The 26,453-nt window shown below is 67.5% G+C and carries 25 protein-coding genes; 6 read left to right on the top strand and 19 right to left on the bottom strand.

The window, feature by feature from the left end:
* Positions 1-83 precede the first annotated feature (83 nt).
* From FFK22_RS21460 to FFK22_RS21495, 8 genes are all read right to left on the bottom strand, one after another.
* The gene (locus FFK22_RS21460; RefSeq protein ID WP_138888464.1) at positions 84-1,133 is read right to left on the bottom strand and encodes an HAD family phosphatase; all 1,050 of its coding nucleotides are present in this window, start codon (positions 1,131-1,133) and stop codon (positions 84-86) included.
* A gap of 73 nt (positions 1,134-1,206) precedes the next feature.
* On the bottom strand, positions 1,207-2,682 hold the full coding sequence (locus FFK22_RS21465; protein ID WP_306770147.1) for a DUF1254 domain-containing protein: 1,476 nt from the start codon (positions 2,680-2,682) through the stop codon (positions 1,207-1,209).
* A gap of 133 nt (positions 2,683-2,815) precedes the next feature.
* Positions 2,816-3,328, bottom strand: coding sequence for a hypothetical protein (locus FFK22_RS21470; RefSeq protein WP_138888398.1), 513 nt, complete (start codon positions 3,326-3,328; stop codon positions 2,816-2,818).
* Between the two features lie 95 nt (positions 3,329-3,423).
* On the bottom strand, positions 3,424-5,211 hold the full coding sequence (locus FFK22_RS21475) for an arylsulfatase (protein ID WP_221938756.1): 1,788 nt from the start codon (positions 5,209-5,211) through the stop codon (positions 3,424-3,426).
* 25 nt (positions 5,212-5,236) lie between these two features.
* A complete protein-coding gene (locus tag FFK22_RS21480) occupies positions 5,237-6,166 on the bottom strand; it encodes a formylglycine-generating enzyme family protein (RefSeq protein WP_143956854.1) in 930 nt (309 codons plus the stop codon).
* A 90-nt stretch (positions 6,167-6,256) separates the two neighbouring features.
* Entirely contained in the window at positions 6,257-7,087 is an 831-nt protein-coding gene (locus FFK22_RS21485; RefSeq protein ID WP_138888396.1) for a hypothetical protein, read from the bottom strand.
* Positions 7,088-7,177: 90 nt separating this feature from the next.
* Positions 7,178-7,684: a hypothetical protein gene (locus FFK22_RS21490; RefSeq protein WP_138888395.1), complete on the bottom strand. Its 507-nt coding sequence runs from the start codon at positions 7,682-7,684 to the stop codon at positions 7,178-7,180.
* 432 nt (positions 7,685-8,116) lie between these two features.
* The gene (locus FFK22_RS21495; RefSeq protein ID WP_138888394.1) at positions 8,117-8,980 is read right to left on the bottom strand and encodes a helix-turn-helix domain-containing protein; all 864 of its coding nucleotides are present in this window, start codon (positions 8,978-8,980) and stop codon (positions 8,117-8,119) included.
* Positions 8,981-9,131: 151 nt separating this feature from the next.
* On the opposite strand from FFK22_RS21495, the gene FFK22_RS21500 reads away from it, so the two are divergent.
* The 3 genes from FFK22_RS21500 (at position 9,132) to lepB (ending at position 11,849) form a co-directional block, all read left to right on the top strand.
* Positions 9,132-10,085 carry a phytanoyl-CoA dioxygenase family protein gene (locus tag FFK22_RS21500; RefSeq protein ID WP_138888393.1) on the top strand — a complete coding sequence of 318 codons (954 nt, stop codon included), beginning with the start codon at positions 9,132-9,134 and terminating at the stop codon, positions 10,083-10,085.
* Positions 10,086-10,163: 78 nt separating this feature from the next.
* Positions 10,164-10,988: an SDR family NAD(P)-dependent oxidoreductase gene (locus tag FFK22_RS21505; protein WP_138888392.1), complete on the top strand. Its 825-nt coding sequence runs from the start codon at positions 10,164-10,166 to the stop codon at positions 10,986-10,988.
* Positions 10,989-11,075: 87 nt separating this feature from the next.
* Positions 11,076-11,849 carry a signal peptidase I gene (gene lepB / locus FFK22_RS21510; RefSeq protein WP_138888391.1) on the top strand — a complete coding sequence of 258 codons (774 nt, stop codon included), beginning with the start codon at positions 11,076-11,078 and terminating at the stop codon, positions 11,847-11,849.
* A 126-nt stretch (positions 11,850-11,975) separates the two neighbouring features.
* Here lepB and FFK22_RS21515 read toward each other — a convergent pair whose 3' ends face one another.
* From FFK22_RS21515 to FFK22_RS21555, 9 genes are all read right to left on the bottom strand, one after another.
* Positions 11,976-12,323 carry a RidA family protein gene (locus tag FFK22_RS21515; protein ID WP_138888390.1) on the bottom strand — a complete coding sequence of 116 codons (348 nt, stop codon included), beginning with the start codon at positions 12,321-12,323 and terminating at the stop codon, positions 11,976-11,978.
* 29 nt (positions 12,324-12,352) lie between these two features.
* A complete protein-coding gene (locus FFK22_RS21520; protein WP_221938757.1) occupies positions 12,353-13,342 on the bottom strand; it encodes an adenosine deaminase in 990 nt (329 codons plus the stop codon).
* Positions 13,339-14,298 carry a DMT family transporter gene (locus FFK22_RS21525; RefSeq protein WP_138888389.1) on the bottom strand — a complete coding sequence of 320 codons (960 nt, stop codon included), beginning with the start codon at positions 14,296-14,298 and terminating at the stop codon, positions 13,339-13,341. Before FFK22_RS21525 ends, FFK22_RS21520 begins: the two co-directional genes overlap by 4 nt.
* A gap of 2 nt (positions 14,299-14,300) precedes the next feature.
* Positions 14,301-15,620: a thymidine phosphorylase gene (gene deoA / locus FFK22_RS21530; protein ID WP_138888388.1), complete on the bottom strand. Its 1,320-nt coding sequence runs from the start codon at positions 15,618-15,620 to the stop codon at positions 14,301-14,303.
* Positions 15,621-15,744: 124 nt separating this feature from the next.
* Complete coding sequence (locus FFK22_RS21535; protein ID WP_138888387.1) at positions 15,745-16,161, bottom strand: cytidine deaminase; 417 nt, start codon at positions 16,159-16,161, stop codon at positions 15,745-15,747.
* 4 nt (positions 16,162-16,165) lie between these two features.
* Complete coding sequence (locus FFK22_RS21540) at positions 16,166-17,134, bottom strand: ABC transporter permease (RefSeq protein ID WP_138888386.1); 969 nt, start codon at positions 17,132-17,134, stop codon at positions 16,166-16,168.
* A complete protein-coding gene (locus FFK22_RS21545) occupies positions 17,131-18,309 on the bottom strand; it encodes an ABC transporter permease (RefSeq protein WP_138888385.1) in 1,179 nt (392 codons plus the stop codon). Before FFK22_RS21545 ends, FFK22_RS21540 begins: the two co-directional genes overlap by 4 nt.
* Positions 18,306-19,874: an ABC transporter ATP-binding protein gene (locus FFK22_RS21550; RefSeq protein WP_306770148.1), complete on the bottom strand. Its 1,569-nt coding sequence runs from the start codon at positions 19,872-19,874 to the stop codon at positions 18,306-18,308. The genes FFK22_RS21545 and FFK22_RS21550 overlap by 4 nt, the downstream gene beginning before the upstream one ends.
* Before the next feature lie 34 nt (positions 19,875-19,908).
* Positions 19,909-20,904 (bottom strand): BMP family protein, encoded by a 996-nt coding sequence (locus FFK22_RS21555; protein ID WP_138888383.1) that lies wholly within the window; start codon positions 20,902-20,904, stop codon positions 19,909-19,911.
* A 562-nt stretch (positions 20,905-21,466) separates the two neighbouring features.
* Between FFK22_RS21555 and FFK22_RS21560 the strand changes: the two genes are divergently transcribed.
* Positions 21,467-21,763, top strand: coding sequence for a hypothetical protein (locus tag FFK22_RS21560; RefSeq protein WP_138888382.1), 297 nt, complete (start codon positions 21,467-21,469; stop codon positions 21,761-21,763).
* 129 nt (positions 21,764-21,892) lie between these two features.
* On the opposite strand, the gene FFK22_RS21565 is transcribed toward FFK22_RS21560, so the two are convergent.
* Positions 21,893-22,813 carry a transcriptional regulator GcvA gene (locus FFK22_RS21565; protein ID WP_138888381.1) on the bottom strand — a complete coding sequence of 307 codons (921 nt, stop codon included), beginning with the start codon at positions 22,811-22,813 and terminating at the stop codon, positions 21,893-21,895.
* A 146-nt stretch (positions 22,814-22,959) separates the two neighbouring features.
* On the opposite strand from FFK22_RS21565, the gene FFK22_RS21570 reads away from it, so the two are divergent.
* Positions 22,960-23,172, top strand: a complete 213-nt coding sequence (locus FFK22_RS21570) for a DUF1127 domain-containing protein (RefSeq protein ID WP_138888380.1) — start codon at positions 22,960-22,962, stop codon at positions 23,170-23,172.
* Positions 23,173-23,247: 75 nt separating this feature from the next.
* Here the strand turns inward: FFK22_RS21570 and FFK22_RS21575 are convergent, their stop codons facing one another.
* A complete protein-coding gene (locus FFK22_RS21575) occupies positions 23,248-25,215 on the bottom strand; it encodes a hypothetical protein (protein ID WP_186002569.1) in 1,968 nt (655 codons plus the stop codon).
* Positions 25,216-25,793: 578 nt separating this feature from the next.
* On the opposite strand from FFK22_RS21575, the gene FFK22_RS21580 reads away from it, so the two are divergent.
* On the top strand, positions 25,794-26,450 hold the full coding sequence (locus FFK22_RS21580; RefSeq protein ID WP_138888378.1) for a hemolysin III family protein: 657 nt from the start codon (positions 25,794-25,796) through the stop codon (positions 26,448-26,450).
* Positions 26,451-26,453: the final 3 nt, after the last annotated feature.

Below are 26,453 nucleotides of genomic sequence, written 5' to 3' on the forward strand. Positions count from 1 at the left end.
AGGCGGCTGCGTTCGCCCCCTGGGCAGGCTGTTGCAGATGTGACGCGTCGAGCTTTGAGGACAGCCTCGTGCGCGTTGGCCCGCTACTCGAAGGCGAACACCCGCTTCCAGTCCTTCTTCATGCTGATCACGGTCCAGCCACGCGTCTTCGCCTCGCTCATCAACGAGTCGGAGAAGCCGCCGACCCTGGTCCCTTGCAGGCCGCCGGCGGGTCCGTACGCATATTCGCGATCCTCGTCGTCATGATGGACCAGCATCTTCAGCCGGGCGCCGCTGCCGGCACCGGTCCATTCGAGCATCTCGCGGTCGCCGTCGGAATTGCCGAAGGCCGCAATGGGCCTCCTGCCGATGAACAGGTTGATCCCGATCGCCTTGCCGTCGCCGTCGTCGATGAAGAACGGCTTCGGCATCCGCATCAGCACGGGCACGCCGCCCTGGGTCTCATACCTGGTGACGATGCTTGATCCGATGACCTGCTCCGGCGGGATGCCATAGACGCGCTGCGCATAGGCGCGGACGAATTCCTGCCCTCCGCCCGTCACGATATAGGTGCGGAACCCATTGGCGCGCAGATGGTCCATCAGCTCGAGCATCGGCTGGTAGACGAGTTCGGTGTAGGGCCGGTTGAAGCGGGGGTGCCTTGCCGCCTGCAGCCACCGCGCCACGATCTCCGAGAACGCGTCGCTGCTCATGCCGGCATGGGTGACGCCGATGATCTCGGTCCAATCCTTTTCTGTGAGCGAACCCAGTTCGGCATCGCGGGACAGGATCGACCTGAACGGCTCCTGCGTCTCCCATGGCGGATGATCTGCGGCCAGGATCCGGAGCCGGTCGAGCGCGAACATCGCCTGCGCATACAGGGGATGCTCGGTCCACAGGGTGCCGTCCTGGTCGAAGGTGGCGATCCGGTCCGCGGCCGGCACGTGGTCCGGGCCGGCCGAGTCCGTAGCGGCACGCACGAAGTCGAGAATCGCCTGTTTCGCCGGCCCATCGTTCCAGGACGGGAGCGCGCCGGCCGCCGCCTGCGCCCGCGCCGCCGTCGTGGAGAGCAAGGCAGGCAGGCATGCAAGCGCCGCCGTCGTGGAGAGCAGGGCCCGACGGCTGACGGCGGCTGAAGCAAGCGACGACTTCACGGCCTTCCTCCTTAACCTCCCGGCGGCCTGCTCGCTGCGCCACACCGGTTGTCGAGACTCACGATACGGGCCCTCATTGGGCAGTCAGGCTTGAAAACCCCTGCACTCGTGTCACCGGCGGCGGATTCCATTTGCCGGTAAGAGCCTCGGACTTTGGGGCATAGAGGCGCATGGTCAGGTTGAATTGTCCCTTCGGTGCGGGAAGCCAGTTGGCTTCGCCGTCCTTGCCGGGGCTCTCGTTCTGGATATAGAGGGTCAGCGACCCGTCCGGATTGGTTTGAAACGGCATCCAGCTGCTGACGGCGAAACGATTGAGACTGTTCGCAACCTGGAAGCCTTCCGGATCGTAGAGCGTGATGGACCAGAAGGCGTTGACCGGCGGCACAGAGTTCTCGTCGAACGTGACCGTGTATTTGTTCGAACCCTCAAGTGGCCTGCCGTCTTCGTCGCCGAGGTTCAGCGGGTAGATCGCGTCCTCCGGCAGGTTGGCTCCCAGGCCCAGCTGCGAGACGATGGCACGCTTGAGATAGTAGTTGCCGTAGACGCCCATCGTATCGGTGTTGACCGACCAATGGTTCGCCACCCGAGCGAGGGTCGGGACCTTCCAGGCCATCAGTTGTTGCGCTGCCTTCGGCGCTGCTTCGAGCGCCGACTTCACCGCCGGAGAGGCATTGTCGAAATCGAAGCTCTTCCCGGGTTCGATGCCCATGCGCCTCATCTGGGCAATGATCGGCTCGTCGGTGATATGCGGCGGGTGCAGCTTGAGCAACTCGGTCGCATAGGTGAAGTACTTGTCCGCCGGCATGGTGTCGACCTGGATCTTCGGCGGCGTCTTCATGTCGATGCTCGGATCGGGCGTGAACTCGACCGTCTTCGCCGGCTTGCCCCATCCGGAGAGCGGCGTGATCTCGTAGCCCGCCTGGATCTTGTGGACAGCGTCGTAGTCCGGCGGCCCGTCCGTCTTGGTGCGACCGATGATCCAGACATAGGGGGTCGGCGCGTCGATGCGCTGCGTGCCCTCCGGCAGTCCTAACTCCTGGGCGAGCGTATCGCGCAGATCGTCCCGCCAGCCGGGCGGCGCCACGAGGTAGGTGGCGGCCTGCGTTCCCGTGGTGCGCCAGCCGGGCGACGCGAAGACGTCGGTCCACATGTCGAGCATGGGCAGCAGGTAGTAGCGCCCCCCTGTGTCCGGCACCGAGACGACCATCGGCTCCGTCGTGAGATCAAGCCAGCCGGAGGAATAGAGCGTATCGAAGTTGGGCCGAACCACCGCCTTCATGTCGGCGGTCGGAAATGCGGGGATGTTGTTGAACTGGTTCATCGGACCACCGATCGACGCAGCTCCCGGCTTGACATTGGTGAGCTGCTTTCGGGTCACGTCCATCGTCACCAGCGGGTAAAAGTAGATATACGCATCGACCGCGATGCTCTGGACCTCCTGTGCGGAGAACGGCTGCGCGGCATTCTGGGCCATGACCGGCGAGGCGCCGATCGCCACAAGAACCGCAACAGAAGACAATGCATGCGCCCATGACCTGATAAGCAGCATCGAAGATCTCCCTTTATTGAAAGCTTTGTCTGTCCGTGATCCCGGGTGCGCGCCGGACTGCGTGGCACGGCCGCCGGCGATGTCGCCCGCGCCACCGGCGCGGCGCCCACGGCCTCAGCCGGGATGAAGAAAATCATCTGGGAAACAATTGCAGCGTCATGTCCCGGATGAGGGCCGTAAACTTTGGGTCCGCGGGGCCGGTCGCCTGATCGAGATACCCGGATACCGCCGAGGCCTCCCCGCCTGCCGCGCAGAATGCCGCCCTGGCCACGATCGGCCGCTTCGTCGCCGCGGTTGGAAGCGACTGAACGTTGCAGAGATCGACCGCCAGGATGTCGGGTGAGGGATTGAAGACAACGGTGACGGAATAGTCGCGGTTCGCGGAGGGGCCTGGGGTGGTCGTAAAGCGGGTCTTCGGTCCGACCGGGGTGCCCGTCATGAGTGCGGTCACCGCTTGATCGAAGCCGGGGGTTCCGAACGGATTTCCCAGGACCGTGGTCCGTAGATCTCGCCCGTCCGCAGCGGCGAAGAATTCAGCACTCGAGTAAAGCGGATTGATGTCCTCGACGACAACACGGTCGCTCGAGCATCCGCCCACGATGAAGACGCCGGCGACAACAACAACTGTTCGGAACAGGACTGCCATGTTCTGCCTCCCAATACCAGATACATCCAGAGAGGAATTCGTCGCGACCAGAAAGGGATGGGCAGCCTGATGACTACCCGTCGTTTCGTGGCCGGCTAGTTGCCGGGCATGCTCTTGATCGCCGCGTCGACCTGCTTCTTGACGGCATCCAGGTTGAAGGAGGCCGGGTCCTGCATCGGGGGGTAGTCGATCGCCGTGAGGGCGAGGTTCTTGACCACCTCCTGAACCGAGACGAAGCGCCAGAACTCGCGGGCATAGAAGTCGTTCATATAGCCACCGCCGAGATCGTTGAGGGTCTGGCCACTGATCGACGGCGTCCGTTCGAACGGATCCTGGCGAATGTTGACCATCGTCGGCATGTCCGTCGTCACCTTCGGACCGGGCCATCCTTCGGGCTGCTGATAGAACTGGAATTTGAAGTCGTCGATGCGCACGGCACCCAGCTGCGGGCCGCCGAAATAGAAGAACTCACGGCGCGCGGACGGCGCCTTGCCCAGCAGCAGGTCCAGCTGGTTGTAGCCGTCCAGGTGGTTCTTGTAGCTCCGGTCACCGAGCTGCACGCCTTTCAGGAGCTGGTCGGTGATGTCGGGATTCCCGGCGGCCGCCACGAGGGTGGGGAACCAGTCGAGGGCGGAGAAGATGCCGTTCTCAACCGTGCCAGGCTTGACCTTGCCCGGCCAGCGGATGATCGCCGGAGCGCGGAAGCCGCCCTCCATCACGGTTCCCTTGGTGCCCTTGAACGGTGTCATGCCGCCATCGGGCCAGGTGAACACCTCCGCCCCGTTGTCGGTGGTGAAGATGACGATGGTGTTGTCGGCCTCGCCGATATCCTCCAGGTGCTTCAGGATGGCGCCGACGCTGTCATCCAGCTGCGCCATGCCGGCTTCCTCGAGGCCGAAGTTGCTCTCGCTGTTCATGAGGGCCTGATACTTCGGCGACAGGAACGTCCACACATGCATGCGTGTCGTGTTGTGCCAAACGAAGAACGGCTTGCCGTCCGCCTTGGCCTTGTCGATGAAGTCGGTCGAAGCCTTGACCAGCACTTCATCGATGGTCCCCATGTCGTATTTGGCCTTGGGCGTGATGTCGTGCATGTTCGGCACGTTCGACATATCCGGGTATGGGGCCAGCGGACCTTCATCGACGATCCTCTGCTTGCCGATCTTGCCCCAGCGCGGCTGCTCGGTCGTATCGTCGGTGTCCGTCGCCCAGCAGTGCAGCAAGTTGCGCGGGCCGACCTTGTCGCGATAGGCCTGATCATTCGGGAACGAGTACCAGTAGGGATCCGACATCGCGTCGAGGTGGTACAGGTATCCGAAGAACTCATCAAATCCGTGCAGCGTCGGCAGATACTTGTTCAGATCGCCGAGATGGTTCTTGCCGAACTGGCCGGTGGCATACCCCTGGACCTTGAGGGCGGCGGCGATGGTTGCGGCCTTGTCCGGCATGCCGACATCCGCGCCGGCCTGGCCCACGGTGGTCAGGCCCGTGCGCAACGGGATCTCACCGGTGATGAAGCTCGCCCGACCTGCGGTGCAACTCGCCTCCGCATAATAGTCGGTGAACATCATGCCCTCGGATGCCAGCTTGTCGAGGTTGGGCGTCTTCCCGGACATCATGCCTCGATGGTAGGCGCCGATGTTGAACCAGCCGATGTCGTCGCCCATGATGACGACGATGTTGGGCTTCGCGCCCGGGGCCGCCGGCGTCGGCGCGTTCTGGGCCTCGGCCGCCGCGAAAGGCATTGTCACCCCGGCCGCCGCAGCCAGCGCCGTGCCCGAAAGCAGCAGCTCCCGCCGGCTGACTCCGGCTACCGATGTCGATCCCTGCGGGTGCTTGCCGTCGATGTCGACCGTCTCGGGCGTCCTATCGATCGGATCCATGGGTTGGTTCCTCCTGTTCGACAGATCAAGGGGCGGGTGAGGCGCTCCCTCGTTTCACGCAGCGGAAGCCGATATGGCTCATGGAAGTGTCGACCGGCTGGGCATGGCGCGCGGCCGGGCGATAGCGCCGGCAGTAGTTCGGGGCGCAGAGATGGGATCCGCCCTTGACGACACGGCGCGGAATCCGGAAGTGCGCCGTGGCGTGGTCGTAGCTCGCCTCCAGCTTGCCGCCGCGCGGGTTCTGCGACACGCAGCACGCCTTCGGCGCATCGGGCTGGTGGCGGTCGGCCCAGAAGTCGCTCGTCCACTCCCAGACATTGCCGATCATGTCGTGCAGGCCGTAGCCGTTCGCGGGGAACGCCTCAACCGGCGATGTCCGGGGATAGCCATCGGCCTCCAGGTTCTCGTGGGGAAACGCGCCCTGCCAGGTGTTCGCCATGTGGCGGCCGCCGGGCGTGAACGCGTCGCCCCAGGCGAACTCCGCGCCGTCGAGGCCGCCGCGGGCCGCGAACTCCCACTCGGCTTCGGTGGGGAGGTCCTTGCCGGCCCAGGCCGCATAGGCGACGACGTCCTGGTAGGCCACATGAACCACCGGCTGGTCGTCGAGGCCCTCGATGCCGCTGCCGGGCCCACGGGGGTGACGCCAATCCGCGCCGCTGCGGAAGTCCCACCACTGCGAACAGTTGCGCAGGTCGACCGGACGCGCCGGAGGCGTGAAGACGAGCGAAGCGGCCTTCAGCATCTCGGGCTTTGCGCCGGGGTAGTCCCTCGGATCCGGCGGGATCTCGGCGAAGGTCACGTAGCGGGTCGCATCGACAAAGGCGCGGAACCGCCGGTTGGTGACGGGTGTCCGGTCGATCCAGAAGTCGTCGACCCGAACGGCGTGCGCAGGCGCCTCCTCAGGGTAGTGACGATCGGAGCCCATCCGGAAACTGCCGCCGGCGATCCAGATCATGTCCGGCTGTTCGAGATCCGCCTTTGCGCTTGAAATGGATGGATTCGAAATCATCGAAGATGCCAATGCGTTGCGCTCGCTGAGCCGCGGTCAGAAGCGGATGGTGACGCCGAGAACCGGCCCGTAGAGCGCGAGGTCGTCGAGGGGGGCGTGGTCGCCGAAATCGTAGCCGAGGTAGCGGTAGCCGACCGCACCTGAGACCGAGTTGTTGAAGCGGTACTCGACGGCGCCGAGCACCTGCCAGGTGAGGTCGGAGTTGCCGGCGCCGATGTCGGCGTAGCCGATCAGCGAGAAACCGTCGCCGAGCTCCGCGCTGGCGCGGACACCGACGAGGCCATCGATGATGGTGTCGCTTTTGCTGAAGCCGCGCGACAGGCCGAGCCGGCCCTGTCCCTTGAAGTCGGTGTCCAGCCACAGCCCCACAATCCGGGCGCCGACCAGGAGATCGACGCTGTATCTCGGGTCGTCGACCACCCTGGCGGTGGCGCCGATGGTGGCCAGAAGCGCTTCCAGGTTGGTGTGATATCGGGTCCTGAAGGCGCCTGGCAGGTTGCCGTCGACGCTGAGGGACACGTAGTCGAGGTCGACAAGCAGGCCGATCCGCTCGTAGCGGACCGTGCCGACGATCATGCCGGCGAAATCGAGATCGCTCAGGATGTCCGAGAAGTCCTTGTCGATCGACAACGACGGGATGCCGCGTTCTCCGCGGGGCCTGAAGTCGCGGGTGCTGCCACTGACCGAGGGCAGCCAGGCATAGGGTGTGATCCGGACAAACCACGGCCCGGCCTCCGTACCGGCGGGTGGCGGTGCGGCCGTGTCCTGGGCCATGGCGGGGGGTGCGGAGGCCACGCAGCACAGGGCCGCGAGGGCCGCGCCGATGGCCCTTGCCCGCTGGGTGGCGTCCGCGAAGGCCGTCACCATTTCGGCTTTCCTCCCTGTTGTCGGCCCGCCGTTGAACCAGCGGATCACGCTTCGGCCCCGCGTCAGGCCGCCGCCGTCATGCCGTTCCCATCATTGGCCCATGGTGATTTCGATCGCGTCGGCGCCGAGGCTCAGCATCAGCCCTTCGCGCTTGGCGACGAGATGCATGACGACGCCGCTGTCGTTCTTGAGCCAGAGATCGCCGCCGCTCGCGGTGCCGATGGCAAAGCCGTAGCGGCCCTGGGCGTAGGTCCCGGGGAACTGCTCGATGCTCTGCAACTGATAGACCTCGCCACGGGCTTCGATCGTCGACAGTCCGATGCCGCCGATGCCGACGCCGCCGACCTTGAACGGATAGGTCCGGCCGCGGAAATTCAGGGTCCCGCCGCCAGCGCTGCCGCTGCCGATATAGGCTGCCTGGACCTCATGCATCTCCACGGTGCCGTCGGGCGCCTGGCCTTGGACCGTCGCGGGACCGGCCCCGGACTGCTGGCCGGAGCAAGCCGCAAGCAGCAACGCCGGGAGTGCATATAATATGATGCGCCCTCTATGTCTTGTACTAGGCCGGTGATCCTCAATCAATTGCGCGCTGGTCATGATTGTCCTCTCCCTTCAACAATCACCCACGCCTTCTTATTTTAGAACTAACGTCCCATTTTTTTGAGTTATACCAAGTTTTTCCGAAACTTTCCACCAGTAACTTGTGGATCGTTGTTCTTGAGGCTTCATCATATGGCTCCGGAAGCCCTCGATAGGCCCCTGAGGTCGGGATCGACTGATGAATTCCGGAGCGGGCGCTTGACATATTTGAGCGGCGCCAGTGCCCTCAGAGCCACGGCGAGAGGCGGTCACGTCCGCTCTGGGCGATCACTTCAAACTGGCGACCGAAAGTCGGCGTCCAGACGGTGGCTGAAGGTCCGGAATGGTGCGATCCGGTCGCCGCGGCCAACCGGCGCGATCGACCGCTTCCCGCCCTCCGCGGACAATTGGTGTCTTCCGGATAATCCGCCCGTCCACGCCGGTCTGGCCTCACCCCCGGAAGCTTCGCCGGAAGTCGCGAGGCGTCATCGCCTTCAGCGCCCGGAACTGGCGGTTGAAATTGGCGATGTTCTGGTAGCCGACCTCGTCTGCGACATGGGCGATCGGCCGGTCGCTGTTGATCAGCAGCGAGCAGGCCTGGCCGATGCGCAGCTGCGCCACGTAGCGTGACACGGTCAGCCGGGTGTGCCGGCGGAAGAAGCGGTGGAAGGCCGAAGGGCTGAGGCAGGCCAGGCCGGTCAGCGCCGCGATCGGGATCTCGTCGCGGTAGTGGGCATGGATGTGGTTCAGCACCCGGTCGATCCGCGCCTGCTCCGGCGCCGCCACGGCGGCCGGCAGCGGCGCCGGGGCGGCCAGCGGCGCGCGGCCCTCGTCCCGTGCCAGGGCGGTCAGCACCTCGATCAGCCGCAGCAGGCGGCCGGCGGGGTCGAGATCCGGCATCGCCTCGATCGCCGGCCGCACCGCAGCGGCGGCACCGGCGGAGAAGGCGAGGCCGCGCCCGGCCTCGTCGAGGATGCGCCCGACCGGCCGCAGCTCGGCCAGCGACCCGACCAGCCGCGCCGCCCAGTCCGGCGAGAACCACATCACCAGGGCGATGTGCGGCCGGGCCGGGTCGATCCGCTCTCGCGAGCACCAGGTGTGCGGCAGGTTCGGGCCGACCAGCACCAGGTCGCCGTCATCGTATTGGCCGAGATGGTCGCCGACATGGCGCTGGCCGCGACTGTTCAGCGTCAGCGTCAGCTCGAATTCCGGGTGGTAGTGCCATTCGAACGGGATGGCGTCGTCCAGCCGCCGGTTCAGCAGCGTCCAGGACGCATCCCCTGGTACCGTCACCTTCTCGAAGATCGGCTGCATCGCGGAAACTGATACGCAAGGACGGCCCCGGCGCCATCCGACGCGACTCCAGTATCAGTTTTCGGCAGGCGACGCCAACACGGCAGGTCCGGACGGCGCTACAGTTGCGGATATGGACGGCCGAACGCCGCACCGCTCAGGGGAGACGCCGATGGACCGCTATCAGTATGGGGACAACCGACCGGGCAATGCCTCGGTCTCCTACACCTACGACACCCAGCTCAAGGACATCGACAAGACGCTGCCGCTGCGCGTCCTGTCCGAGGCGGACTGGAAGCACTGGATCACCTGGGGCTATGTCGTGGTCCCCAACGCCGTGCCGGCCGAGCATGTCCAGCGCACCCGCGATCTGCTGTGGGAGTTCCAGGAGATGGATCCGAAGGATCCGGAGAGCTGGGTCAAGCCGCAGCTGCGCGACCATGCGATGAAGGAGCTGAACAACAGCGGCATGGTCGAGATCTACAACCACCAGCTGCTGTGGGAGAACCGCCAGCACCAGCGGATTTACGACGCCTTCGTCGACATCTGGGACACCGAGCGGCTGTGGGTCACCATCGACCGCGCCAACCTGAACCCGCCGAACCGGCAGGCCCGCGGCTTCAACGGCTTCATCCACTGGGACGCCGACACCTCGCTGACGCCGCTGCCGGTGAACTGCCAGGGCGTGCTGTCGCTGGTCGACACCGACCCGGAGATGGGCGGCTTCCAATGCGTGCCGGAGCTGTTCCGGACGCTGGAGGCTTGGCGCGAGAGCCAGCCGGCCGACCGCAACCCCTGGGCGCCGGACACCACAGGCTTCGAGATCCGGAACATCACCATGAAGGCCGGCGACCTGCTGATTTTCAACAGTCTGCTGGCCCACGGCATCCGGCCGAACCGGTCGCAGGACCGGGTGCGGATGGCGCAGTACATCTCGATGACCCCGGCCGATGAGGGCAACGCCCAGCTGCGCGAGTGGCGCGTCCAGTCCTGGCGCGACCGCGAGCCGCCGCAGGGCTACGCCTTCCCCGGCGATCCGCGCGAGTGGGAGAAGACCCGCTACGAGCGTGCCAGGCTGACCCCGCTGGGCGAGAAGCTGCTCGGCCTCGCCTCCTGGGACGAATAGTCGACGGTTTGCGCCGGTTCTGTCCGATCCTCCCTTTCGCCCCCATCTCCTTGGGAACGAAAGGGAGGAGTCCGCACCATGGATCTGCACGGCAAGACCATCCTGATCACCGGCTCGACCGACGGAGTCGGCGTCTGGGTCGCCCGCCGGCTGGCGGCAGACGGCGCCCATGTCCTGCTGCACGGCCGGAGCGAGGCCCGCGGCCGGGCGGTGCTGGAGGCGATCCGGGCGGAGGGCGGCAGCGCCGAGTTCCTACCGGCCGATCTGTCCGCGCTGGCCGAGGTGCGGCGGCTGGCCGAGGCCGTATTGGCGCGGCACGACCGGATCGACGTCCTGATCAACAATGCCGGAATCGGCCTCGGGCTGGATCAGACCCGGCGCGAGACCAGCGCCGACGGGTATGAGCTGCGCTTCGCCGTGAACTACCTCGCCGGCTTCCTGCTGACCCGGCTGCTGCTGCCGGTGCTGCGGCGCAGCGCTCCGGCGCGGATCGTCAACGTCGCTTCGGCCGGACAGCAGGAGATCGATTTCGACGACGTCATGCTGACCCACGGCTACAGCGGCATGCGCGCCTATTGCCAGAGCAAGCTGGCGCAGATCCTGTTCACCTTCGACCTCGCGGAGGAGTTGCGTGGTAGCGGCGTCACTGCAACCTGCCTGCACCCCGCGACCCATATGGACACGACCATGGTGCGGCAAGGCGGCTTCCAGCCGACCAGCACCGTTGAGGAGGGCGGCGAGGCGATCCTGGCGCTTGCGGTCTCACTCGGGCGGGAGGGCGAGAGCGGGGTCTATTTCAGCGGCCAGCACCCGGCCCGGCCGCTGGCCCAGGCCGAGGACCCGGCGGCGCGGGATCAACTGCGGCGCCTCAGCACCCGCCTCGCCGGCCTCGAACCGGGCTGAACCGCCGGCGCCTGGCCGGATCATGTCCCATTCGTAACTTGTCCGGGGCGAGGCGCGGCGCGAAGGTCGCGGCCTTGGAGGTGCGCGATGGCGACCGACACGGCATCGAGAAGTGGTGGAACCGCCCGGCGCTGGCTGCGCGGCGCCGGTGAGTTGGCAGTGCTGCTGCTGGTGATCGCGGCCGGCAAGACCGCCATCGCCGAGCCCTTCTACGTCCCCTCCGGCTCGATGGAGCCGACGCTGCAGATCGGCGACGAGCTGGTGGCCGCCAAGTTCAGCTACGGCTACAGCGCCGCTTCGCTGCCCTTCGGCCTGACCGTGCCTGCGAGCGGTCGAGTGTTGGGACGGATGCCGGAACGCGGCGACGTCGTCGTCTTCCGCTGGCCCGGCGACCCGTCGCAGACCTGGGTCAAGCGGGTGATCGGGCTGCCGGGCGACCGCGTGGCGATGCGCGACGGGCGGCTGTGGCTCAATGGCGAGCCGGTCGCGCTGCAGCCGGACGGCGAGGGCAGGGTGGAGCACGGCAACGGCTCGACCGTGCCGGCCGTCCGCGCGATCGAGACCCTGCCGGGCGGTGTGAGCCACCCGATCTTCAAGCTCTACGCCCGCGGACCGCTGGACGAGATGGCGGAGGTGACGGTGCCGCCCGGCGATCTCTTCGTCATGGGCGACAATCGCGACAACTCGGCCGACAGCCGCCTGCCGGTCAGCGCGGGCGGCGTCGGACTGCTGCCGGTCGGCGACCTTGTCGGCAAGGCCGAGGTCATCGTCGCGTCCTGGGATCTCGGCCGCGCCTCGCAGCCGGTCTGGACCTGGCCCGCCGGCCTGCGGCTGGGCCGCTTCCTGTCCGCAATCGAATAAGGGTGCTCGCCCCTCGCCGTCATTGCGAGGAGGCGAAGCCGACGAAGCAATCCAGGGGCCACGTCAAACGGCCCTGGATTGCTTCGCTGCGCTCGCAATGACGGTCCTTTGAAGGACGCCGCGGGATCAGATCGCCGCGGTAACCTGGATCTCGACTCGGTATTCCGGGCCGGCCAGCTTGCTCTCGACCGTGGCGCGGGCCGGGGTGTTGCCGGGCGAGACCCACTTGTCCCAAGCCGCGTTCATCGCCGCGAAGTCGGCGATGTCGGCCAGCCAGATGTTGGCGGTCAGCATCTTGGTCTTGTCGGTGCCGGCCTCGGCCAGCAGGGCGTCGATCGTCGCCAGGATCTGGCGGGTCTGCTCGGTCACGTCCGGGGTCGGGTTCTCGGCGACCTGGCCGGCCAGGAATACGCGATCGCCATGGATGACGGCCCCGCTCATGCGCGGGCCGACGCCGATGCGCTTGATGGTCATGGGTGTCCTCTTTCTTTCTTCGGGTGGGATCAGGAGTCGAGCTTAGCCAGCAGCTTGGCCCGGGTGGGGTCGTCGACGAAGGCGGCCTGCAGCGCGGTGCGGGTCATCTGCCGCAGGGCAGCCTCGTCGAGGCCGAAATGCCGTTCCGCCACATCATATTCATGGCCGATGGTGGTGGCGAAATAGGGCGGGTCGTCGCTGTTCAGCGTCACCTTCACCCCGGCCTCCAGCAGCTTGCGCAGCGGATGGGCACGATAGTCCGGATAGACCTTGGTGGCGATGTTGCTGGTCGGGCAGACCTCCAGCACCGTGCCGCGGTCGGCCAGCTCGCGCACCAGGGCCGGGTCCTCGATCGACCGCACGCCGTGGCCGATGCGGGCCACCGGCAGGCGCAGGGCGGCCCACACGCTCTCCGGCCCCGCCGCCTCGCCGGCATGGACGTTGCAGGCCAGGCCGGCCTCGTCATGGGCGATGTCGAAAGCCTGGGCGAACAGGCGCGGCGGGAAGCCGGCCTCGTCGCCGCCCATGCCGAAGCCGGTGACCAGCGGATGTGGGTGCTTCGCCGCCAGCTTCGCCACCTCGACCCCGCGCTCGGCCCCCAGATGGCGGACGCAGGTGACGATGATGCGGGATTCGATGCCGGTCTCGGCCCGCGCATCCTCGATGCCCTGGACGATGCCGTCGAGGTGGCCCTGGTATGACAGGCCGGCCGCCGCGGCATGGTCGGGCGAGGACATCAGCTCGACATAGATCGCGCCCTCGGCGGCGCAGGCCTTCAGGTATTCATAGGTGACGTCGCGATAGTCCCGGTCGGTCCTGATCACCGTGCTGGCGGCGTCATAGACCTTGAGGAAGTGCAGGAAATTGGCCCAGGCGAACTCGCCCCGGGCGTCGAACAGGTCGGCCGGCAGGGTCATGCCATGCCGGGCCGCCAGGCGGCGGACCAGGTCCGGGCTGGCCGCGCCCTCCAGATGCAGGTGAAGCTCCGCCTTCGGCAGCATCGCCGCCCCCTCCGTCATGATACTGGGACCCCGCTCTCGCCGGCCGGGTCGGTCGCCCCGCCGGGCGGCGAGACAGGCGATTTGGTCCGCGTCTCGCGGTGCAGGATGTACAGGCCGCTGGCGACGACCACCGCCGAGCCGACCCAGATCCACAGATCGGGCACGTCACCCCACAGCATGAAGCCGAGGCCAACGCCCCAGATCATGCCGGTGTATTCGAACGGCACCACGATCGACGGCGTCGCCACGCGATAGGCCTGCGCCATCATGATCGCGCCGATGCCGCCGAGCAGGCCGAGCACGGCGAGCAGCCCGGCATCCTTCCAGGTCGGCGTCACCCAGATGAAGGGCATCTGCACCCCGGCGACGGCGACGATGACAATGGTGGCGTAGAAGATCATCGAGGCGTTGGTCTCGGTGCGGCTGTACAGGCGCATCAGCACCATCGACAGCGCATAGGCCGCGGTGGCCAGCAGCGCGATGGCGGCGCCGCCGCCGAAGCTGCTGCCCTCGCCGCCCGGCCGGATCATGATCAGCACCCCGGCGAAGCCGACCAGCACGGCCAGCCAGCGCCGCATCCCCACCTTCTCGCCCAGGATCGGCACCGACAGGGCGGTGATGAACATCGGCGCGGCGAAGCCGATGGCGTAGGCGTCGGCCAGCGGCATCACCGCGAAGGCCCAGAAGAAGCCGAAGGTGCCGACGACGCCGACCAGGCCGCGCAGCAGATGCGCCCCGACCCGCCGGGTCCGCAGCGCTTTGAGCCCGGGTGGCCGATACAGCAGCATCAGGGTCGGGATCAGCCCGATCGAGGCGCGGAAGAACACGATCTGGGCGATCGGATAGTCGGCCGACAGCCATTTGATCATGGCGTCCATGACGCACAGGACGAAGACGCCGCCGGCATAGAGCGCAATGCCCTGCGCCGCCGACTGCTTCGCCTGCGGCGGCGCGGCCACAGCCTGCGCGGCCATGCTCAGGCGATCCGTTCGGCGACCAGCGCCAGCTGGGCCGGGGCGGTGTCGGCCACCGTCACGGCGGCGCGGATCGCGGCTTCGGCCGCGGCGGCCGAGGCCTCGTCGCGGGCGTGCAGCAGGGCCAGCGGCCGGCCCTTGGGGCCGACGGCCTCGCCGATCGCGGTGATCTCGGTCAGGCCGACGGCATGGTCGACGCCGTCCTCCGGCCGGGTGCGCCCGCCGCCCAGCGCGACAATGGCGACGCCGATCGCCCGGGCATCGACCGCGGCGACGACGCCGTCACGCTGCGCCGCGATCGGCCGCACCACCGGTGCCGTCGGCAGGTGGTCCTTCTCCAGGATGTCGGCCGGGCCGCCCAGGTCCCGGACCATACGGGCGAAGCGCTCGGCCGCGGCGCCGCTGGCGAGCGCGTGCTCGACCTTGACCCGGCCGGCCCCGGCGTCGGCGGCCAGGCCGCCGATCACCAGCAGCTCGGCGGTCAGCCGGGCGGTGACCTCCCACAGCCGCTCGTCCTTCGGCCCGCCGGTCAGCAGGTCGATCGATTCCCGAACCTCGACGGCGTTGCCGGCGGTGCGGCCCAGCGGCTGGTTCATGTCGGTCAGCAACGCGACCGTCGGCAGCCCCCCACCGTTCGCCACGTCGACGATCGACCGGGCCAGGGCTCGAGCGTCATCGATGTCGCTCATGAAGGCGCCGGTGCCGAACTTGACGTCCATGACCAGCCCGCCCAGGCCGGCGGCCATCTTCTTCGACAGGATCGACGCGGTGATCAGGTCGATGGATTCGACCGTGCCGGTGGTGTCGCGGATGGCGTAGATGCGGCGGTCGGCCGGGGCGATGTCGCGGGTGGCTCCGACCACGGCGCAGCCGGCCGATCGCACTACCCGGTCCAGCACATCCGTCTCCGGCTGACTGACATAGCCGGGAATCGAATCCATCTTGTCCAGCGTGCCACCGGTGTGGCCCAGGCCGCGGCCGGAGATCATCGGCACGAAGCCGCCGCAGGCGGCGACGATCGGGGCCAGGATCAGGCTGGTCTTGTCGCCGATGCCGCCGGTCGAATGCTTGTCCAGCACCGGGCCGGGCAGGTTGGCGGCCGACCAGTCCAGCACCCGGCCGGACCGGGCCATGGCGCGGGTGAAGGCCACCCGCTCGGGCATGGTCATGCCGCGAAAGAACACCGCCATGGCGAAGGCGGCGATCTGGGCGTCGGTGACGCTGGCATCGACCGCGCCGCGCACCACCGCCTCGATCTCGGCGACGTCCAGCACGGCCCCGTCGCGCTTGCGGCGGATGATCTCCTGCGGCAGCAGCGCCATCTCAGCGGCGCTCGGCCGACGCGGCGACGAACTCGGACATGGCGACCCTCGGGCGAATCCGTTTGGACACGGTTGGTTCTTACTAGGACGGGAAACGGACGGACGCCAGAGCGCTTCTGCCGGGTCAGTCCCGCAGGTTCTCCGGCCCGAAGGAATGCGGCAGCAGGGCGTCGAGCGTCGTGGTCAGGCGCAGCCCCTCCGGCCCGCAGACATGGACCTTCGTGTCCCCCCGGGCGAATTCCCGGATGCGCTGGCGGCAGCCGCCGCAGGGCGTGCACAGCAGGGTGTCGCCGGCCTCGCCGCCGATCACCACGATCTCCTCGATCGCCTTGCCGCCGGCCGCGACCATGATTCCGATCGCCGTCGCCTCGGCGCATTGGCTCTGCGGATAGGCGGCGTTCTCGACATTGCAGCCGGCATGGATGGCCCCGTCCGGCGTGCGGATCGCGGCGCCGACCGGGAAGTGCGAATAGGGCACATGGGCATGCATCCGGGCGGCGCTGGCGGCCTGGAACAGCGCCTCGAAAGCCGTGTTCGCCATGAGCTTATCGTTCCTTGACGTAGGGCACGCCGCTGGCCTTCGGCGCGGTCGCGCGGCCGATGAAGCCGGCCAGCAGGACCACGGTCAGGATGTAGGGCAACGCCTGGATCAGCTGGACCGGGACCTCGCCGAAGCCAGGGATGATCGTGCCCTGCAGCCGCGCCTCCAGTGCATCGAGCAGGCCGAACAGCAGGCAGGTCAGCATCACCGGCCAGGGCTTCCACTTGGCGAAGATCAGCGCGGCCAGGGCCAGATAGCCCTTGCCGGCGGTCATGTCGCGGCCGAAGGAGGCGTTCTGCGCCACCGACAGATAGGTGCCGGCGAGGCCGCACAGCACCCCGGTCAGCACCATCGCCTGGTAGCGCAGCGCCGTCACCGAGATGCCGGCGGTGTCGACCGCCGCGGGATTCTCGCCGACCGCGCGCAGCCGCAGGCCGAAGCGGGTGCGGTAGACGATCCACGCCGTCAGCGGCACCGCCAGGAAGGCGGCATAGACCAGCACCGAATGGCCGGAGATCAGCTCGGACCAGATCGGCCCGACCACCGGCACGTCGCGCAGCGTGTCGGCCAGCGGCAGCGCGATCTGCTGGAACCGGGCGTCGCCCTCCAGCGGCGGGGTCTGGCCGCCGCGCTGGTACCAGGCGATGCCGAGCGTGACCGTCAGGCCCGAGGCCAGGATATTGATGGCGAGGCCGGAGACCACCTGGTTGCCGCGATGGGTGATCGAGGCGTAGCCGTGCAGCAGCGCCAGCACCACCGACACCACCACGCCCATGCCCAGCCCGGCCCAGGCCGAGCCGGTGCCGGCGGCCATGGCGGCGGAGGCGAAGGCGGCGGCCAGCATCTTGCCCTCGAGCCCGATATCGACGAGCCCGGCCCGCTCGGCGAACAGGCCAGCCAGCGCCGCCAGCACCAGCGGCGTCGAGGTGCGGATGGTGGCGTCGAGCAGGGCGATGACGTCGAGCAGGGTCATGAGCTTGCCCCCTTCGCCACCTGCAGCGCCGGCGCGCGGCGCCGGAACAGCGCCTCGATCCGCGGCCGGAACAGGTTCTCCAGCGCGCCGGCGAACAGGATCACCAGACCCTGGATCACCACCACCATGTCGCGGGTGATCTCGGGCATGTCGAAGTTCAGCTCGGCCCCGCCCTGATACAGCGCGCCGAACAGCAGCGCTGCGAAGATGATGCCGAAGGGATGGTTGCGGCCCATCAGCGACACGGCGATGCCGACGAAGCCGGCGCCGGCGACGAAGTTCAGCAGGATGCGCCGCTGCACGCCCATGATCTCGTTCAGGGCGATGAAGCCGGACAGGGCGCCGGAGATGCACATCGCCAGCAGGATGATGCCGGCCACCGAGATGCCGCCATAGACCGCCGCGCGGGGATTCAGCCCCACGGTCCGCAGCGCATAGCCCCAGCGGGTGCGCCAGATGAAGATCCAGACGAAGACGCAGCAGGCCAGGGCCCACAGGAAGGACAGGTTCAGCGGCAGCCGCCGCATCTTGATGCCGAACCAGGACAGCACCTCGCTGATGGTCGGCAGCACGGTGTTGGCGGCGAAGGCCCGGCTTTCCGGCGATTGCTGGCCCGGCGCGATCAGCACATGGACCATCAGATAGACCATCAGCGACGAGGCGATGAAGTTGAACATGATCGTCGTGATGACGATGTGGCTGCCGCGCTTGGCCTGCAGGTAGGCCGGGATGAAGGCCCAGGCGGCGCCGAACAGCGCGGCCGCGATGATCGCCAGCGGCAGCACCAGGATGAAGGGCAGGAAGTCGAGATAGAGGCAGACCAGCCCGACGCCGAGCCCGGCGATATAGGCCTGGCCCTCGGCGCCGATGTTGAACAGCCCGGCATGGAAGGCCACTGCCACGGCGAGGCCGGCGAAGATGAAGTTGGTGGTGTAGTAGAGCGTGTAGCTCCAGTTCGGGAAGGTGCCGAAGGCGCCCTTCAGCAGCAGCCCTGCCGCCCGCACCGGGGTGTAGAGATAGTCCGCGCCCGGCAGCGTGCCGTCGGCATACTGGCCCCAATAGATCAGCAGCACCACCAGCCCGGCGGCGATGAAGGCCAGCACCAGATTGACCGCCGGGATCAGCCCGATCGACACCCAGCGCGGCACATCGGCCGGACGGCCGAAGGCGCTCATTCCGCCGCCTCCTGCTGGACGCCGGCCATCATCAGGCCCAGCGACTGCTCGCTGGCGCCGTCGGCCGCGACCTCGCCGACGATCATGCCGTCGAACATCACCAGGATGCGATCGGCCAGCGAGCGGATCTCGTCGAGCTCGACCGAGACCAAGAGGATCGCCTTGCCGCTGTCGCGCAGCGCCACCAGGCGGCGGTGGATCGCCTCGATCGCGCCGATGTCGACGCCGCGGGTCGGCTGGCCGACCAGCAGCACCTTCGGGTCGCGCTCGACCTCGCGGCCGACGATGATCTTCTGCTGGTTGCCGCCGGAGAAGTTGGCGGCCTTGAGATAGGGGTTGGGCGGGCGGACGTCGTAGTCGCGCATCAGCCGCTCGCAATGGGCCAGCACCTTGCGGCCGTCGGTCATCACCGCGCCGTTATAGGCCGGGTCGGCATGGTGGCCGAGGATGGCGCATTCGGCGGCGGTGAAGGCGGTGACCAGCCCCTCGCGGTGGCGGTCCTCCGGCACATGGCCGACGCCCAGCGAACGCATCGTCCCGGCATCGACATGGGGCAGGGACGACAGGGCGGTGCCGCCGATCGCGATGTCGCCCTTGGCCGGCCGGACCATGCCGGCCAGGGCGGCCAGGAGCTCCGACTGGCCGTTGCCGGACACGCCGGCGATGCCGACGATCTCGCCAGCCCTGAGTGCGAAGGACACGTCCTTGACCCGGCGCACGCCCTGGCCGTCGACGACGTCGAGGTCGCGGATTTCCATCAGCGTCGCGCCCGGCCGGGCCGGGGTCTTGTCGACGCGCAGCAGCACCTTGCGGCCGACCATCAGCTCGGCCAGCTGCTCGCGGCTGGTCTCTCTGGTCGCGACATTGGCGACAACGCGGCCCTGCCGCATCACCGTCACCGCATCGGTGATCGCCATGATCTCGCGCAGCTTGTGGGTGATCAGGATCACCGTCTTGCCCTGGGCGCGCAGCGCCGCGAGGATGCGGAACAGGTGGTCGGCCTCCTGCGGCGTCAGCACGCCGGTCGGCTCGTCCAGGATCAGGATGTCGGCGCCGCGGTACAGCGCCTTCAGGATCTCGACCCGCTGCTGCAGCCCGACCGGCAGGTCGCCGACCACGGCGTCGACCGGCACCTCCAGGGTGTATTCGCGCTCCAGCCGCTGCAGCTCCGCCCGCGCCTTGGCCTTGCCGCCGGCCAAGAGCGCGCCGCCCTCGGCGCCCAGGATCACGTTCTCCAGCACCGTGAAGGGCTCCACCAGCATGAAGTGCTGGTGCACCATGCCGATGCCGGCCGCAATCGCGTCGCTGGAAGAGGTGATGCGCCGCGGCTGGCCATCGACCAGGATCTCGCCGCTGTCGGCCTCGTAGAAGCCGTACAGGATCGACATCAGGGTCGACTTGCCGGCGCCGTTCTCGCCGATGATGCCATGGATCGTGCCGGGGGCGATCGTCAGCGACACGTCCTGGTTAGCCTTGACCGGGCCGAAGCTCTTGTTGATGCCGCGCAGTTCGATGGCCGGCGGCGCCCCTGTCGGGGCACCGCCAACCGTCGCGGCGCGGGTCACGCCATCATTGTCCATTGCGGATCGGACGCCGCTGTTACATCGGGCAGGAGTTGTTGGTGCGGTAGTCCACCACCTGGATCGAGCCGTCGATGATGCCCTTGGCCGCCGCGTCGACCTTGGTCTTCATCTCCGGCGTGACCAGCTTGGCGTTGTTGTCGTCCAGCGCCCAGCCCACGCCGTCCTCCTTGAGGCCGAGCACGTTGACGCCGGGCTTGAACTTGCCGTCCTGGGCCGATTTGAAGACGTTGTAGGCGGCGACGTCGACGCGCTTCAGCATCGAGGTCAGGACCGAGCCGGGATGCAGGTGGTTCTGGTTGCTGTCGACGCCGATCGACAGCTTCTTGGCGTCGGCCGCGGCCTGCAGCACGCCGAGGCCGGTGGCGCCCGCCGCGGCATAGACCACGTCGGCGCCGCGGTCGAACTGGCTGCGCGCCAGCTCGCCGCCCTTGGTCGGGTCGTTCCAGGCGGCCGGGGTGGTGCCGGTCATGTTCTCCAGCACCTTGGCGCTGGAATTGGCGTAGTGCACGCCCTGGACATAGCCGCAGCCGAAGGCGCGGATCAGCGGGATGTCCATGCCGCCGACGAAGCCGACCGTGCCGGTCTTCGAGGCCAGCGCCGCCAGCACGCCGACCAGGAAGGAGCCTTCCTGCTCCTTGAACACGATCGACTGCACGTTCGGCTTCTCGACCACCGCGTCGATGATCGCGAACTTCACGTCCGGGAACTCGTCGGCGACGATCTCCAGCGCCGGGGCCTGGGCGAAGCCGACCGCGATCACGACATTGGCGCCGTTCTCGGCCATGCGGCGCAGCGCCTGCTCGCGCTGGGACTCGTTGGTGACCTCGAACTCGGCGATCTTGACGCCGGACTCCTCGGACCACTTCTTCGAGCCGTTGTAGATGCCTTCGTTGAAGGAGCGGTCGAACTTGCCGCCCATGTCGAAGACCACTGCCGGCTTCACCTCGTCGGCGAAGGCAGCCCCGGCCACGAGCGCCGTGGAGAGGGCGAGGGCGGAAAGAAGGTTTTTCATTGTTGGAAGACGCTCCCTGTCGAACCAAGAGTCAGAACATATCTGCCATGCGCATGGGGCGCCAGCGCCGCGAGGGGCCGGAGGCATGGGCGGAGGATATGGAGCAGGCCGGCCGCGCCGGTGTCGGATGCCGTCGTCATCATCTCTCCCAGGGGCTCGATCCCGGACGTCCAGCCGGGAGACGACGAACCGAAAGCTTCGCGTGGCGCCGCGGCCGGATTTCCCGTGCCCTCGGCGCCGCCTCTCCTGAAGTCGAACCGTAACGAAATCCTGACCAAACGGTCAAAGCAAATTTTGCGTTGAAAATCAGTATTAATATCGGACAAAAGGCCTATCGCTGATCTCGCGGGCTGCAGGATCTGTCCAGCACGCACCATCATCACCTGGATATTGAGGGCGTCTGCGAGGGGTGGGGCGCGCTTTGCGATAACGCACTGCGTCGGGCGGCGGCGATCCCTAGTGTGTCTGGGGCATGTCCATCTGCCGAGCCTCACCGATCGGCGCGGGCATGCCCGGACCAGGCCGGGATTGCGGCTCCACTGAGACGAGGGAGGCATTGTCGATGACATGGATCAAGTTCGACACCATTCGCCCCGATCGGCCGCTCGATCAGGCCCTGGTCGCTTTCATGGAGATTTCTGCCAATCAAGGCGCCCAGTTGCGCTCCACGCATGGCGCTCTTATCGCGATGGTCCGCGCCCTGGCGGCGGAAACCCATTCGCAGGCGATTTCCGAGGCCCTGGCCCGGCTCGCCGAGGCCGAAGTGAGGATGGCGGAGTACGAGTCCAAGAGCCTTGATGCCATCGAGCGCCTTGCCAGCAAGCTCCAGGCCGCCGTGGGGTCGCAGCCGCCGGGTTAATCGCCGAGGCGGCGAGGGGCCAGGCGATGTGGCACTGGACCAAGGGAACTGGAAGGCCGAGCCGGACGTAGCCGGCGCTCGCCGCCCACAACGGGCCGCTGGCGGTCTCCGGCGTCTGTCCGGGGTCGACTATTTCCCCAGGGCGGCGCGGTCGGCCGCCGTCGTGACGAGCCAGTCGCGGAAGGCGCGGACCGCCGGACGGTCGATGGCGTCGGTCCGGCACAGGAAATGATAGGCGTAGTCAGCCACCTGGATGTCCGGGAACGGGCGGATCAGCCGGCCGCGCACCAGGTCGTCGGCCATGATCGAGCTGCGGCCGAGCGCCACGCCTTCGCCGACCACGGCCGCCTCCAGCATCATGTGGCTGTCGCTGTAGCGCGGCCCGCGGCGATGGTCGATGTCGTCGAGCCCGAAATGCAGCAGCCAGTGCTGCCAGGTGACCCAGGGCTCGTCATCCCCGGTCAAGACGTCGTGGATCAGCGTGTGGTGGCGCAGATCCTCCGGCCGCAGCAGCGGGTGTGGCCCGTCGAGCAGCTTCGGGCTGCACACCGGGAACACCGCGTCGTCCAGGAAGCGCTCGACATGCAGGCCGGGCCAGCCGCCGCGACCGTAGCGCAGGGCGACGTCGACCCGCTCGCCGCGGAAATCCACTGCCTGGTGCTGGGCTCGGACCTCGATCTCGAGGCCGGGGTTGAGCCGGCGGAAATCGGCCAGCCGCGGCAGCAGCCAGCGCACGGCGAAGGACGGCAGCACGGTGACCGACAGCACGGTCTGGACCTCGTCGACCCGGATCCGCGCCACCGCCTCGGCCAGCCGGTCGAAGCCGCGGGTCAACTGCGGCGCCAGGATCCGGGCCTGCTCGGTCAGCGCCAGCCCGCGCGGCAGCCGCTGGAACAAGGCGACGCCAAGATGCGCCTCCAGCGCCTTGACCTGATGGCTGATCGCGGCGGGCGTGACCGCGAGTTCGTCGGCCGCATCGACGAAGCTGAGATGCCGGGCGGCAGCCTCGAAGGCGCGGAGGGCGTTGAGCGGAGGCAGGCGGCGCGCCATCGGATCGGCCCGGTCGAGCGATAGATTTTCTAAGCCGTAGCACGAGAAAGCCTCGTTTGTCGAAACCGGAACGAAGGCGCAACTAATAGGGCGAGGCGGATGCTTCCCCACGGGGCCAGCCGACCTCGAAGGCAAGGAGAACCGTCATGTCCGCCACTGGAATCCAGCTCACCGCCTCTCGTGCCGACCTCGCCTCCCGCGGCCTGGTCCTGCGCTTGGTCGACCGGCTTCTGGACTGGCAGGACCGCGAGCGGCAGCGCCGCCACCTGTCCAGCCTCGACGATCATGTCCTCGCCGATGTCGGCCTGAGTCATGGTGATGTCGAGGAAGAGATCCGCAAGCCGTTCTGGCGCGCCTGATCCCGATCAACCGGCCCTGGGTGCTTCGTACCCCAGGGCCGGTCACGCCGGACGGCAAGCCTTTCCCGCGGCCCGTCAGAGCTTGATGATCTGCATCCCGCCCGTGCCTGTGAACACGAACAGGCGACGGCCCGGCATCACCCGCAGCCGACGGGCCTCCGCCGGCAGGTGATATCGATTCAACAGGGTTGGCTGGCGCGGATTGCGGACATCGACTTCCTCGACATCCCCATCCGTCGCGACGAACACCGTTTCGGAGCCGAGTGCGATCGCCCGCCCAGCTTGGCTGGCCGCGTAGAATCCGACGCGAACCGGCCGGCTCGGCTGGGTCACATCCACGATATGGAGGCCGGTCGAGCAGCGCAGGTGGATGGTCCTGGCGTCGTCACTGAGGGCCAGGTCGCTCGCGAATTCGCAATCGTCGCTGTAGCGTCCGATCTCGCTGATCTGCGAAGGGTTGCCGACATCGAAGATGCGCAGTCCCCCCGCAGGACCGCCCGCGACGTCCGGCGCGGTGGCGGCGAAGAGGAACCGTCCGGCCAGTTGCAGCCGCTCGACCCGGGTGTCCACCGGAACCGCGTCCCGCACCACCGGACGAGCCGGGTTCGACACGTCGACTGACGTCACTGAGCCCCCGTTCGTGGCCGTGCCGAGATAGACATGCCGGCCCTTCCCTGCGATTGCGGAGGAGAATTCGGCGGGCAGGCGCCCCAGCTCGCGTGGCGACGTCGGATTGCTGAGATCGACGACGATCAGCCCATAGCCCCAGGCCGCCAGATAGGCCCGCCTGCCATCAACCGCCATGTCCTCGAACGCGCGGGCCTGCTTGGCCTTCGGCAGGTCGGCGTAGAACTTGCCGGTCGGCGTCAGGTCATCGTCGGTGGCCGCGCTCAGCCCATAGACGTTCTGGAGCAGGACCAGGCTGCGGTCGATGTGGGTTGCGTCCATGACATCGGCGCCGCCAAGGGTATCGACGACGCTGGCCAGGCGGGGTGACGCCGCCTTGCCGGTGTCGAAGAGCGCCAGCTGATCAGTGGTGGTGGCCACCCATCCCAGCCGGCCCTGCACAGTGGTCGTTTCCGCGGCGAAGGCATTGTCGAAGTCGGCGCGGCCGACCCGGCGGACCGGCAGGCGCAGGCTCCAGACGCTGACGCCGGATGTGCCAAAGCCGTAGGCTTTGTCGCCAGCGATGAAGCCGTTGAAGAGCGCCTCGCCCGGCGCTGCGCTTCCCCACAGCAGTGGCGGACCGCCCCAGGGCGGCAGGTAATACAGGTTGACGCTCAACCCGAACCCCACCGCCAGCGGCCAGGCAAACTGCAGGCGGAAATTCTCGAACCCGTCCAGATTTTGACTGGTCACCTGCTTGGGAAAAGTCTTCCGGCTGTTGTCGAACACCTGCAGCAAGGTATCGCCCAGCCAGGTCCGGGCGGACGTGAAGATGCGGTTGCCGGCCACGCCGACCACATCGGCGGGGCCGCCCTCGACCACCCGGATGGCTCTGGGGTAGAGCGGATCGGCCAGGGAGTGGACGACCACGCCTCTTTCGCTGTCGAACGCGTAGAGAAAATCCCCGTCGATCGAGATCGCCGTGACGTTTTCGGGCGATGCGCTTATCCGCAGAAGGCGGCCGTCGATCAGCCTTGGCCGGCCCGGATCGAGGAGGGAATAGATGGCCAGGCCGGAGGAACTGCCGCCCCGTTGCCAGCTGGCGTAAAGATACCGGCCGCGCGATGCGATCGCGGTGATGACGCCGGCGAGCGGCTGCCGGCGCGTGTCGCCGGCCAGCCGGGGTGCCTCCGGGGTCCGGTAGTCCCATGCCGTGACGGTGGAACCGGTCGGAAGATAGACGAAGTCACCCCGCTTGAGGGGGACGCCGATCTGGCCGCCATAGGATGTTTGATTGGTCCGTGCCGCCAGGTCCTGCGCATGGGCCAGGCCCGCGCTGGAGATCGCGAGGGCCAGCGCCAGCGCGATCTGTCTTGAATACCGAAACGCCGTTTGCCGCACATGCGCCGATAATCTTGTCGTTACAGATGCTCTCACGACCGACTCCTTTTTGATTGGGTTGGTTGTTCGGCACGTCGCAATGTTTGGTGTTGATCCGTCATGGCGAGCCCCGCAGGGGCGTGGCCATCCAGGGCCGCTCGCTCCGGCTCCTGGATGGCCACGTCGGCTTCGCCTCCTCGCCATGACGGGGAACGGGGAGAGCCGCTCTCAGGACGGAACCGACGAGAACTCAACGGGAAGCGGGCGAACTCACGAAGGACATGCTGCACGATCGACGCAGGCATGGGTGCAAGTTCGCCTCCCTGGGACTATTCGGTCTCGGAAACATCGAAATCTATGGATCCGGAAGTGGAGCGCCGGTCCTCAGATTCGAATCTGGATTTCACCATTACAAATGAAACGAAATCTGACAAGCGGTTTTGCTGGATCAAAAAACGGTCACCGAAGATCTATTCAATATTGTTCAAAATTAGATTGGTATATTGTCGATCGTCATTTTTGTTTTGGCTTGTCCGGCAACCTGCCGAGGGGGCGGGGGCTCGCGGTGACGATCGATGTCCCCATCGAGGATCGCGCCGGCTGGTGGCCGCCGGATCCGATGCTAGAGTGATGCCATGACCGATGGGATCGCCGACCACACCGAGACCCTGGCCGAAGAGATCGCCAACGCCGTCACCCATGGCATCGGCGCCGCCCTCGCCATGGCCGGGCTGGTCGTGCTCATGGTCCTGGCCGGCCTGCATGGCGGCGCGCTCGAGATCGTCAGCCTGGCGATCTACGGCGCGACGCTGGTGCTGACCTATGTGGCGTCCACCCTGCTGCACGCGGCGCGCACGGCCCGGTTCAAGCGCGTCTGCAACCTGCTCGACCATGCCTCGATCTACCTGCTGATCGCCGGCACCTATACGCCGTTCCTGCTGCTCGGCCTGCGCGGCACCTGGGGCTGGACGCTGTTCGCGGTGATCTGGGGCCTGGCGATCACCGGCGTGGTGCTGCGCCTGGGCCTGCGCCGCTACGGCCGGCACATCGCGCTGCCGCTCTATCTCGGCATGGGCTGGCTGATCCTGGTCGCGATCGGCCCGGTCTGGTCGTCGCTCGGCGGCGCCGCGGTCGGCTGGATCGTGGCCGGCGGCCTCGCCTACACCGCCGGCGTCGCCTTCTATGTCTGGGAGCGGCTGCCCTTCAACCACATGATCTGGCACCTGTTCGTGCTGGCCGGCAGCGGTCTGCACTTCGCCGGCATCATGGTCACCGTCGTGCCGTTCGGCTGAGCC

The organism is Mycobacterium sp. KBS0706, assembly GCF_005938675.2.
In the GTDB taxonomy this organism is placed as follows: domain Bacteria; phylum Pseudomonadota; class Alphaproteobacteria; order DSM-16000; family Inquilinaceae; genus Inquilinus.